Annotated in this window: 7 protein-coding genes; 3 read left to right on the top strand and 4 right to left on the bottom strand. The window is 70.8% G+C overall.

Annotated features, from left to right (window positions below; genetic code table 11):
- On the bottom strand, positions 1 to 3,629 hold a 3,629-nt coding region (locus SNA_RS14845), incomplete at its 3' end, for an amino acid adenylation domain-containing protein (protein WP_241779656.1).
- Between the two features lie 293 nt (positions 3,630 to 3,922).
- Between SNA_RS14845 and SNA_RS14850 the strand changes: the two genes are divergently transcribed.
- A complete protein-coding gene (locus SNA_RS14850) occupies positions 3,923 to 4,687 on the top strand; it encodes a thioesterase II family protein (RefSeq protein WP_030074030.1) in 765 nt (254 codons plus the stop codon).
- Positions 4,688 to 4,736: 49 nt separating this feature from the next.
- Here SNA_RS14850 and SNA_RS14855 read toward each other — a convergent pair whose 3' ends face one another.
- On the bottom strand, positions 4,737 to 6,044 hold the full coding sequence (locus SNA_RS14855; RefSeq protein ID WP_241779657.1) for a glycosyltransferase 87 family protein: 1,308 nt from the start codon (positions 6,042 to 6,044) through the stop codon (positions 4,737 to 4,739).
- A gap of 107 nt (positions 6,045 to 6,151) precedes the next feature.
- Entirely contained in the window at positions 6,152 to 8,278 is a 2,127-nt protein-coding gene (locus SNA_RS14860; RefSeq protein WP_078969919.1) for a BTAD domain-containing putative transcriptional regulator, read from the bottom strand.
- An 805-nt stretch (positions 8,279 to 9,083) separates the two neighbouring features.
- Here SNA_RS14860 and SNA_RS14865 point away from each other — a divergent pair.
- Positions 9,084 to 10,040 (top strand): alpha/beta hydrolase, encoded by a 957-nt coding sequence (locus SNA_RS14865; RefSeq protein ID WP_044365369.1) that lies wholly within the window; start codon positions 9,084 to 9,086, stop codon positions 10,038 to 10,040.
- Positions 10,041 to 10,119: 79 nt separating this feature from the next.
- Positions 10,120 to 10,821 (top strand): class I SAM-dependent methyltransferase, encoded by a 702-nt coding sequence (locus tag SNA_RS14870; protein ID WP_030073055.1) that lies wholly within the window; start codon positions 10,120 to 10,122, stop codon positions 10,819 to 10,821.
- Between the two features lie 85 nt (positions 10,822 to 10,906).
- On the opposite strand, the gene panD is transcribed toward SNA_RS14870, so the two are convergent.
- Positions 10,907 to 11,323 (bottom strand): aspartate 1-decarboxylase, encoded by a 417-nt coding sequence (panD, locus tag SNA_RS14875; protein ID WP_030073053.1) that lies wholly within the window; start codon positions 11,321 to 11,323, stop codon positions 10,907 to 10,909.
- Between the last annotated feature and the right edge of the window lie 170 nt (positions 11,324 to 11,493).

Below are 11,493 nucleotides of genomic sequence, written 5' to 3' on the forward strand. Positions count from 1 at the left end.
GTGTCGGGTATCCGCCCGGCGGTCTTCTCGTCGGTGATGAGCAGTGCGGGCCGCGCATCGCCAAGGACGTAGGCGATCCGGTCGACGGGGTAGTCCGGGTCGATGGGCAGATACGCAGCTCCCGCCTTGGTGACGGCAAGGATCGCCACCGCAGCCTCGACGCAACGGGGCAGCGCGATGGCAACGAACCGCTCCGGGCCGACGCCCTGGGCGATCAGGTGGTGGGCGAGCTGGTTGGCTCGGGCGTTGAGCTCGGCGTACGTCAGCCGGGCACCCTCGTGCTCCAGCGCCGCAGCATCCGGGGTGCGCGCCACCTGCGCCTCGAACAGCTCGGCAAGCGTCGCATCGGGGACATCGCGGCCAGTGGCGTTCCAGCCGTTGACCAGCTGCTCCCGCTCCTCCGCCGCAAGAATGTCGATCTCCGCGAGCGGACGAGAGGCGTCCGCCACGACCGCCCGCAGCAGGCGCTCCAGCCGGGCAGCAATCGCCTGGGCGCTCCCGCGGTCGAAGAGATCGGTGGCGAACTCCACCGACCCCCGCATCCCCGCGGGCACACCCGCCCCGTCGTGCTGCTCCTCCACATCGAAGGACAGGTCGAACTTGGCCGACGCCATCCCCAGCGCGTAGTCCTCTGCCGTCAGTCCGGGCAGCCGCACCGCGGCGTCGTTGTTCTGGAAGGTGAGCATCACCTGGAAGAGCGGGTGGTGCGCCAGGGAACGGGTGGGGTTGACGATCTCCACCAGCCGCTCGAACGGCACGTCCTGGTGGCTGTACGCCGCGAGGTCCGTCTCGCGTACCCGCGCGAGGAGCTCGGCGAAGGTCGGGTTGCCGGAGGTGTCGGTGCGCAGCACCAGCGTGTTGACGAAGAACCCGACGAGGTCGTCGAGCGCGTCGTCGGTGCGTCCGGCGATGGCCGAGCCGAGGGGGATGTCGGTGCCGGCGCCGAGGCGGGTCAGCAGGGTCGCCAGTGCGGCCTGCACGACCATGAACACACTCGCCTGGTTCTCTCGCGCCAGGCGGGTGATGCCCTCGTGCAGGCCGGCGTCCCAGGCGAAGGGGAGGGTGTCGCCCTGGTGGCTGGCCACCGCGGGCCGCGGGCGGTCGGTGGGGAGTTCCAACTGCTGGGGAAGCGCGGCAAGTTGGTCCTGCCAGTAGGCCGTCTGCCCGGCGATGACGCTGTCGGGGTCGTTCTCGTCGCCCAGGACCTCGCGCTGCCACAGCGTGTAGTCCGCGTACTGGACCGGCAGCGGCGCCCACTGCGGTGCCGTGCCCTCGCAGCGGGCCGTATAGGCGGCCGACAGATCGCGGATGAACGGGTCCGTCGACCAGCCGTCGCCGGCGATGTGATGGGTCAGGACGAGCAGCACGTGCTGATCGGGCGCCGTGGTGAACAGCCAGATGCGCAGCGGCAGTTCGGCCGACAGATCGAAGAGGTGGCCGGCCGCTTCCTCGATCGCCGTGGCGACGTCGTCGCGGGTGGTGTGGACGACCTGGATCACGGGCCGGGCGGCGTCGCCGGTCAGCACCCGCTGGTGCGGGACGCCGTCGGTCTCGGGGAAGACGGTGCGCAGGGACTCGTGGCGGTCCACCAGATCCGCCGTCGCCGTGCGCAGTGCGTCGAGGTCCACCGTCCCGGACAGCCGCAGCGCCATCGGCAGGTTGTACGTCGCGCTCGGTCCCTCCAGCTGGTGGAGGAACCACAGCCGCCGCTGCGCGAACGACAGCGGTACGCGCTCGGGCCGCTCCACCGGGGCCAGCGCGGCCCGCGCCCCGGCGGCGTCGTCGAGCCGGTCGGCGACACCGGCGACCGTCGGGGCCTCGAAGAGGTCACGGACGGCGAGTTCGGCGCCGAACGTGGTGCGGATGCGGCTGATGAGGCGGGTGGCGAGGAGGGAGTGTCCGCCGAGGTCGAAGAAGTTGTCGTCGATCCCGACCCGCTCCACGCCGAGGACCTCGCCGAAGAAGCCGCAGAGGATCTCCTCCCGTGCGGTGCGCGGACGGCGCGCGGCGGGCGTGGCGGACAGCTCGGGTGCCGGGAGGGCCTTGCGGTCCACCTTGCCGTTCGGGTTGAGGGGGAAGGAACCGAGCTGAAGGAAGGAGGCGGGGACCATGTACGCGGGCAGCGCACGCGCCGCCCGGTCCCGCAGGCCGGCCGTGTCCAGCTGCACGTCGGCGTCGACCGGGACGACGTAGGCGGTGATCCGCTGGTCACCGGGCCGGTCCTCACGGACGATGACCACGCACTGGGCCACGCGCGCATCCGCGAGGATCACCGACTCGATCTCGCCGAGCTCGATGCGGTAGCCGCGGACCTTGACCTGGAAGTCGACCCGGCCCAGGTAGTCCAGCTGCCCGTCCGCCCGCCACTTCGCCAGGTCGCCGGTGCGGTACATCCGCGCGCCGGGGGCGCCGAACGGGCTCGCCACGAAGCGTCCGGCCGTCATCCCGGGCTGGTTGAGATAGCCCCGGGCCAGTCCGTGACCGGTGATGTAGAGCTCTCCGGGGGTGCCCACCGGGACGGGGCGCAGCGCCGAGTCCAGGACATGCATCTGCATATTGCCGATCGGCCGGCCGATGGGCGCGGCCCCGTCACCGGTGACGTCGGCGAACGTCGACCAGACGGTGGTCTCCGTCGGGCCGTAGAGGTTGGTGACGGACGCGGCGAGTTCGGTCATCCGGCGCGACAGGGCGGGCGGCATGGCCTCCGCGCCGACGAGGATCCGCAGCCCGCGCAGGGCGTCGGGGTACTGGGAGACCAAGCCCTGCCACAGTGAGGGCGTCGCCTGCATGAGGGTCGCGCCGGAGGCGGTGAGCAGCTCGGCCAGCTGTGCGGCGTCGCGTACCTGCTCAGAGGTGGCGATCACCACCGAGGCGCCCGAGATCAGCGGCAGGTGGATGTCCAGGCCCGCGATGTCGAAGGCGACCGTCGCCACGGCGAGGAACCGGTCCGAGGGCCGCGGCGCGATCAGGTCCTTCATCGCCGCCAGGAAGTTGACGAAGTTTCCGGTCGTGATCACCACGCCCTTGGGGCGGCCGGTGGACCCGGAGGTGTAGATGGCGTACGCGGGGTGGCCGAGCGAGCGGTTCCCGAGGAGTTCGCCGTCCGTCAGGTCGGTGTCCGGAAGGTTCGTGAGGGCGTCCCGGGTCGGCTCGTCGTCGGTGATCAGGAGGCGGTCGGCGTCGACGGGCAGGTTCGCCACGGTGCTCGTGGCGGCCAGCACACAGACGGGACGCGCGTCGGACAGGATGTGGCCGATACGGTCGGCCGGATGACCGGGGTCGACGGGCAGATAGGCCGCGCCGGTCTTCACGACCGCCAGCAGCGCCACCGGCAGTTCCACCGTCCGCGGCAGGGCCACCGCCACATAGCTCTCCGGCCCGGCGCCGCGCGCGACCAGCCGGCGCGCCAGCCGGTTCGCCCGGGAGTTCAGCTCCGCGTACGACAGCCGGGTCTCGCCGCAGATCACCGCGTCGGCGTCGGGCGTCAACGCGACCTGGGCCTCGAACAGTTCCCGCAGGCTCAGCGCGGGCACCTCGCACGCGGTGTCGTTCCACTCGGCCAACACACGCAGGAGGTCCGCCGTGTCCGTGGCAGGAAGCTGCCCGCCCGGCAGATCAGAACCGTGCATCTCAGAACCGTGCATCGATGCTCCAGCCATGCCGCTGACTCCTAGTGCGTTCGTAATGAGGCCATGGGCGCGTATGAGGGCTCGGCCCGCGATCTGGTGACCCGGCGCGGCACGAAGGGTCCTCACCACTCCCGCAAGTCCCCGCGTAGTACGCCAGTCTGTGAAGGTAAGTGGCTCACCTTTCGTCTCGTTATCGCTGGCACTTCGCGGTGTGACCTGGCAGAACGCGGCATACGGGAACGGCCGGGGCGGGCGATAGGCCGCCGATAACTCCGGTCCCTAGGCTCCCGCGTATGCCTCTTTCTTCCGGCTCGCTCTCCACCCGGTGGCTGCGGACGTTCCGACCGGTGGCCTCACCCCGGCTGCGGCTCGTCTGCTTCCCGCACGCCGGCGGCACCGCGAGTTTCTTCCGCGCCTGGCACCAGCACCTTCCCGCCGACTGGGAGGTGAGCGCGGTGCGTTATCCGGGCCGGGAGGAGCGCATCGCCGAGCCCGACAGCACGAGCATGGCGGAGCTCGCCGGTCAGCTCGCCGATGCGCTGACCCCCTCCATGACGCCGCGCACCGTCTTCTTCGGCCACAGCATGGGGGCGTCCGTGGCACACGAGGTCGCGGCCCTGCTCGCGGAGCGCGGGGCGACGGGCCCGGCGGCGCTGCTCGTCTCCGGCCGGGCCGCACCGCACCGTCTGCGGCGTCTGACCACCGGCGACCTCACCGATGAGGAACTCCAGGCCAAGGTCAGCCAACTGGGCGGCCCCGGGGCGGAGCTGCTGCTGGACCCCGAGCTGCGCGATCTGGTCCTGCCGCCGATCCGGGCGGACTACCGGCTGCTCGAAGCGTATGTGGACGGCGCCAAGGCCCCCGCCGTCGACGTCCCCGTCATCGCCTACTTCGGGGAGAACGACCCCGGGCCCACCCCCGACGACGTCCGGGCGTGGACGGAGCTGACCACGGCCGGCTTCGAGGTGCGCGGGTTCACCGGCGACCACTTCTATCTCGTTCCGAACGAGGCCGAGTTGCTCCGCGACATCCGCGAGCGGCTCACCGCCCTCGGGTGACGCGGGCGGAGGGCGGCGCGGTCGCGCCGCCCTCCCGGACGACGGCCGCTCAAGGACGGGGCGACGCCGCCTGGAAGCGCGGCAGCGGGCCGCAGAGTACGGCCGACCGCGCGACCGTCCGTGGCTGCCGCGTTCCGTCGGCCCACCGCGCCCACACCATCAGCACCAGCGGCAGCGCCAGATAGCCGAACCGTCCGGCGGGCGCGAGCAGGAAGGCCACGCTCAGACCGGCCGACAGCCGGTCCACGGCCGCGACGATGCCGGACGGCGGCCACAGGACGAGCGAGACGGTCACCGCCACCGCTCCCAGCAGGAGCAGGCCGACCGTCACATACCAGCCGCCGGGCACGAGTTCCGCGATCAGATGCCCCGGCAGGGGACTGTCGGCCGGGGTGCGCACCGCGCCCTGCCCCGTCGGAAACGCCAGTACCTGCTCCACCATCGCCGCGGGGGAGAGCAGCGCGCCGGGAAGCACGAGCACCAGCGTGCCGGCCAGGGAGGCCCCCGCACACCGCAGGGCCGGCCGGAGCCCGCCCGCGGCCGCGAGCACGGACACCGCGACCGCGACGGCCGGCAGCGCCGTCCACTTCAGGGAGCAGGCGACGGCGAGCACCAGCCCCGCCGCCAGCGGCCTACGGCGCACCGCCAGCGCAAGTCCCAGACCGCACAGCCCGGTCAGCGGGAGATCGACGCCGCTGACGCACAGCGGCATCGCCACCACGGGAGAGGCCACCAGCGCCGTCATCGCCATCCGGTACCGGGCGCCGTGGCCGGGGGAGTGGCCGGAGCCGCCCCAGGACCGTCGTCGCAGCACCACCCGCCCCGCCTGAAGGCAGAGCAGAAACACCGCCGCGCACCACAGACGGGCATCGCCCAGCAGGTGCGTCACCCCGTTCTGGTCACCCAGCAGCGCCCTCGGCACCCCGAACACCGCCATCCCGGGCAGATACGGCGTGTACTCCGTGACGTTCTGCGGGTGCGGCAGATAAGGCGTGCCCTGGCTGATCAGCAGCAGTCCGGAACGCTCGATCACCCCGACCTCGCTCTGCGCCCGGCCGGTCAGGACCAGGTACAGCAGCGGCAGGACGACGGCCCCGGTCAGCGCGCATGCCAGCGCCACGGAACGCGCACGCGGCCGGGGCAGCAGACATCCGGCCAGCGCCGCCCCCGCATATCCCACCCCGGCGCACAGTCCCCACGACCGATGGGTCTCCAGGTGCGTCGAGAATGCGAGCGCGGCCGCGAATCCGGCCGCCAGCAGCCATCCCGCGCCCCAGACCACTCGGCGGTCCCACCCCTGAACGGTCCGCCACACGGATGCGGCGGCCAGCTTCTTCTCCCCGTTATGTATCAGCACATTCCCTATTTTCCGCTACTGCATCCGGGCAGGTCATGACGGGTAGGGCCAGATCTCGTGGTGGGGTTTTCCCCACCACGAGATCTCGCCCTCGGCCACCCGCCCCGTCAGCCGCAACGGCTGGACGCCCAGGGCCCCATCAGCGTCGCCGTGAGATCCCGGCCGAGTCCGTCCATACCGCACAGCGTGGCCTGGTCGATCACGGAGATCAGGGCGGGCCGCTCGGCGGCCAGCCAGTCGGACGGCGAGGCCGTCAGCTTGTCGAGCATGGCCGGGTCGATCAGCCGGCGCAGTACGGAAGCGCGCAGCGGCGGGCTGCCGTGGCCGCTCTCCTGCCGGCGGGCGTGCTCGGCGATCGTCAGCCAGCAGCGGAAGGCCCGGCCCAATGCCTCCCGCAGCTCCGTGTCGTCGCCGTCCCGCTGCGCGACCTCCCGTGCGAAGAGCCGGGAGAGCCCGCGGAAGCGGTAGCGCGGCTGACCGGTGGCATCGAAACCCGCGGTGTGCAGGAGGTGGGCGTCGACCAGCCGTTCCATCAGACGCTCCGCCGTATCGGTGTGCTCGTCGAGCAGCGCCGCCCCCACCCAGCTCGCGAAGTCCGGTGCGTCCAGCAGCCCGAGCCGCTGATAGAGCACCGCGGCCTGCCACGGCAGGGACCGGTAGGTGAGCTCGAAACCGGACCGTACCGGGGACTCGCCCGAGCTGAGTTCGTCCAGCCGCAGACGCTCGTTGTCGAGCCGGGAGACCAGGTGCCCGACCGGCCAGTGCGGTTTGGCCGCCAGTTTCGCCGCGGCGATCCGGACGGTCAGCGGCAGCCGGTCGCACAGCTCGACGAGCCGCTCGGCCTCCGGACCGGCCGCGCTCACCCGTTCCTCGCCGATGATGCGCGCCAGCAGCTCGGTCGACTCCTGCCGGGACAGCGCATCGAGGTCGATACGGACCGCACCGTGGCGGACCATCAGCGCCTCCACCTGCCCGCGGCTGGTCACCAGGACACAGGAGCGCGAACTGCCGGGAATCAGGGCCTGGATCTGATCGAACGTCCGGACGTCGTCCAGCACGATCAGCACCCGGCGGTCGGCCAGCAGGCTGCGGTAGAGCGCGATCCGCTGGTGGAAGTCGTCGGGGACGTCCGCCTCCGGGACGCCCAGGGACCGCAGGAACCAGCCGAGCACCGCCTCGGCGGTGGCGGGGTCGTGGGTCTCGTCGTGCCCCCGCATATCGGCGAACAGCAGACCGTCGGGGAAGCGGTCGGCGACCTGGTGCGCCCAATGGACGGCCAGGCCCGTCTTTCCCACCCCCGGGCTGCCGGTGATCAGCCCCGCCGCGAGCGGCCCCGGCTCCCCCTGGTCGTGCAGGAGGCCGTCGAGCGCGGCGAGCTGCGCGGCCCGGCCGCCGAAGTCGGGGACGCCGGCGGGCAGTTCGATGGGTGTGCCACGCTCCTCGGTGGGGCCGGCGGGTGCCGCCGCGGGCACGGCGAGCGCGGGGTCGTCCCGCAGGATCGCATCGTGCAGCCGTTGCAGTTCGGGCCCCGGCTCCAGGCCGAGGCCCCGTACGAACTGCTCCCGCCCTTCCCGGAACGTCTCCATGGCCTCCGCCCGCCGGCCGACCCGGTACTGGGCCAGCATCAGCGCGCCGCGGGCACGCTCGCGCAGCGGGTGGTCCCGGACGACGGAGAGCAGGTCCGGCAGGAGGTCCCGATGGTGGCCGAGTTCCAACTTGACGGCCACATAGGCGTCGAAGGTGGCGAGCCGGAGTTCCTCCAGACGCTCCATCTCGTCCTCCACCAGCGTGCCGGCCACCCCCGCGAGCGCCGGTCCCCGCCACAGGGCGAGCGCCTCCTCGTACCACTGCGCCGCATCCGCCGTACGGTGCTCCCGGACGGCCTCCTGGGCCCTCGCGGTGAGCTGCTCGAACTCGACGGCGTCGACGTGGTGGTTCTCCAGCGCGAAGAGATACCCCGGGTGGGCCGTGACGATGACGTCGGTGGCGCAGCCTTCGGACTTGAACCTCTTGCGCAGCGCGGCGATGCAGATCGCCACCTGGGTGCGCGCGGTGGCGGGCGGCCGCCCGTTCCACACGGTCTCCACCAGTGTGTCGACCGAGACAATTCGGCCGGGATTCAGTAAAAGCAGCGAGAGGATGCTGCGCTGCCGAGCGCCCCCAATGGCAATCCGCCGTCCATCCATTGTCACCGTGAGCGCACCCAGTATGGTGAATTTGAGCTGTTCCCCCATGGCTTCCCCCCGAAGCTGATCATTCGCGACTCAACGGCACGCAGATCGTGGTCAAGGACCCGCGTGCGGTAGCTGCTCGTGGTGCTGGTGTTGCTCATGTGGAGTTCTGGATACTAGCCCTCCCGGGAGCGATTGAGAACTTCGCATTCCCGCTGGCCATGTCCGGCGGGGAGAGTCTTCGTGCGGACTTAAGCGTTCCGTATCGCCCGCCGGTACGGGGCGGGGCGCGCGGTGCGATCAGGCTGAAGACACTACCGGCAGGCCGTCCGGCCAGACTTCTGCTCAAGAAATTCTATGACAGAGCCATATCGCCTCGATATCACCTTCGTATTGATTCCTTATCGGGTCAATATCGTGTCGATATCGAGCCGTTGGGCGTCCCGCGTCACATTTCCCGATGGGAGCGGGATACGGGAGCGGGATACGGGAGCGGGATACGGGTGCATGGACGCGGGTACGGGGAATTCGAGGCGATATCGTTCGCCAATTCCCCCTGAAAGATGGGGTGTCGGTGCGCTCCGCACCCGTGCGCAGCCCCCGCGCAGCCGGGAGAGCTGCGAAGGCGGCCGGAGCTCCGGGAGTCGTTACCGGTACGTGGCGGCGCCCGTCGGCCCCGTTCGGGTACAGTCGGCGAACCGGGTGTCTGCGCCCCGGCTGGTGCAGGTCATACCTGAGAGCTACAGACCAGTTGGCTCTCGGGCGGGATGTTCTTTCCGGCCGCGAATTCTAGGGTTCCACTCAGTCGGACAATGAGTGGAAGGGAACGGCGGCTGTGCGAGCGGCAAGATGGGGGAGGGGCGGTCTGATGGTGGCCGTCGCCGCAGCGATCGTGCTGTCGGTCAGTGCGGGGACCCGGTCGACGGCCGGCGCCCCCGCCGCGCCACGGCTGCCTGCCGTACAGGCCGACACCTTGACCGCGCGCTACGCCGCGAACCGCACCTACATATCCGACTCCGCGGAAGCGGCACGGCGTATGGGGGACACCGGCCGCGAGCGGCACCTGGAGCAACTGAACTCCCCCGGCCGCACCTTCCTCTCCTTCAGCCCGAAGGGCGACGGACAGGCCGTGGAGGTCCTCGGCGACCTGGCCGCGGCACACCGGATCGTGGTCCTGGTCCCGGGATCGGACACCACCGTCGACACCTTCGACTACCTCGGTTCCCACCAGGCTTCCCTCGGCGGCGGCGCCCGCTCGCTGTACGCGGAGCTGAACCGCCTCTCCGAGGCGCCGGTCGCCGTGGTTGCGTGGTACGGCTACCACGCCCCCCGGACGATGAGCCGGGAGATCGCCACCACCGCCCGTGCGGAGGAGGGCGGCCGGCTGCTGACGACGCTGTTGCGGCAGCTGCGGGCCGCCAACACCCGCGCACAGGTGACCTTCCTGTGCCACTCCTACGGCTCCGTGGTGTGCGGCAAGGCCCTCGGCGGGATGACCTCCCGCACCGCGTCCGGCCTCGCCGGCGTCGCCGTCTTCGGCAGCCCCGGTATGAGCCTGACCTCGGTGTCCGACCTGCCCGTGCGGGTCCCGGTGTGGGCCGGCCGCGGCACCGACGACTGGATCGCGGGCGCCCCCCACGTCAGCGTGAACGTCTTCGGTGCGACCCTCGGCTTCGGCACCGACCCGACCTCCGCCTCCTTCGGCGCCCGGCCGTTCGCCGCCGGGGGCGCCGCCCACAGCGGCTATCTCGTACCGGGAAGTCTGCCGCTGCGCAATCTGGCCCTGATCGGTCTCGGCCGGGGCGCGGAGGTTTCCCATGACTGAGCTGCGCGCGCACCGCACGTGCCCTCCCCCTGAACCAGAGTCCAACCCCATCCGTACGCAACGTCCCCGTGGAGGGAACATGGAATCCATAACCGTCGAACAGGTCGCCAGCCTCTACCAGAAGTACCAGGACGACCTGCGCGCCGTCCGCGACAGCCAGCGGCAGTTCCTGCGCGACCGCGGCAAGGCGATGAAGGCCCAGCTCGACGACTACGAAGCGGAGATGACGTATCTGCTGCTCCGCGATCTGCGTCCCGAGGTCGTGGTGGAGATCGGCACCTTCTACGGGTGGTCGACGATGTGGATCCTGAGCGCGCTGCGCGACAACGGCATCGGCCATCTGTACTCGTTCGACATCGTCGACAACGTGGTGCGCAACGTTCCGGAGGAACTCTCCGCGGACCGCTGGACGTTCACCAAGGGTGACGTCAAGCAGCACATGGAGAAGGTCCCCACCGAGAAGACCGACTACCTCTTCATCGACGCGGACCACGGCGCCCGCTTCGCCCACTGGTACATCGACAACCTCTTCCCGGCGGTTCCCTCGGGCACGCCCACCAGCGTCCACGACGTCTTCCACGGCCGGCGGCCCAAGCCGTTCAGCGAGGGCTCGGTCGTCATGAAGTGGCTGGCCGAGAAGAACGTCGAGTTCCTGACGCCGTCCACCGCGAAGGCGCCGGAGGTCACGAAGCAACTGGCGGCGGTAAAGGCGGATCTGGGCCTGAGCGAGCCGGTGCGGGAGAGCGACCACAACCCGATGATCTTCTTCCACCTTCCGTAGTCACAGCCGCGGAACAGGGCCGACACACGTCCGCCGGCGGAGCAGGAATCCTGCTCCGCCGGCGGACGTTGTCGTGCGGGGGGCGTTATGCGGTGACGGTGTCCCCGCGCAGCAGACCGGAGTCGGCCGGGACGTCCGCGGGGTCGCTGCCCTCGGTGAGGACCTTGTTCTGCCCGTCGACGAAGACCACCCGGGGCTTGAGCTCGCGGGCCTCGGCGTCGTCCACCGCCGCATACGCGATGATGATCACCAGGTCTCCCGGGCTGATCAGCCGGGCGGCGGCGCCGTTGATACCGATGATCCCGGAGTCGCGCGGGCCCTCGATGACATAGGTGGACAGGCGCGCACCGTTGTCGATGTCCACGATGTCCACCCGCTCTCCGGGGAGCAGATCGGCGGCCTCCATCAGGTCCGCACTCACGGTGAGCGAGCCCACGTAGTGCAGATCGGCCTGCGTCACGGTGGCGCGATGGATCTTGGACTTCATCATGGTCCGGTACACGGTTGTCATTCCTTCGTCGATCTGTACACGGTCATCCCCTCGCACCGTAGGAGCCGGACCTATCGGCACCGTATCGGCCGCCTAACACGGGCGGAGCCCGCCGGAGAGGGCGCACCGCGCGGCGCGTCGGCGCCCGTCCACCCCGAAGGACCTCGGTGTTCGCCCCGTGC

Origin of the sequence: Streptomyces natalensis ATCC 27448 (assembly GCF_000935125.1) — a bacterium.
Lineage (GTDB): Bacteria > Actinomycetota > Actinomycetes > Streptomycetales > Streptomycetaceae > Streptomyces > Streptomyces natalensis.

Excerpts from the sequence above, each read along its gene's own strand:
- SNA_RS14850 (WP_030074030.1), top strand. The coding sequence starts at position 3,923 with ATGCCTCTTTCTTCCGGCTCGCTCTCCACCCGGTGGCTGCGGACGTTC.
- SNA_RS14870 (WP_030073055.1), top strand. The coding sequence starts at position 10,120 with ATGGAATCCATAACCGTCGAACAGGTCGCCAGCCTCTACCAGAAGTAC.
- SNA_RS14860 (WP_078969919.1), bottom strand. The coding sequence starts at position 8,278 with ATGGGGGAACAGCTCAAATTCACCATACTGGGTGCGCTCACGGTGACA.
- SNA_RS14865 (WP_044365369.1), top strand. The coding sequence starts at position 9,084 with ATGGTGGCCGTCGCCGCAGCGATCGTGCTGTCGGTCAGTGCGGGGACC.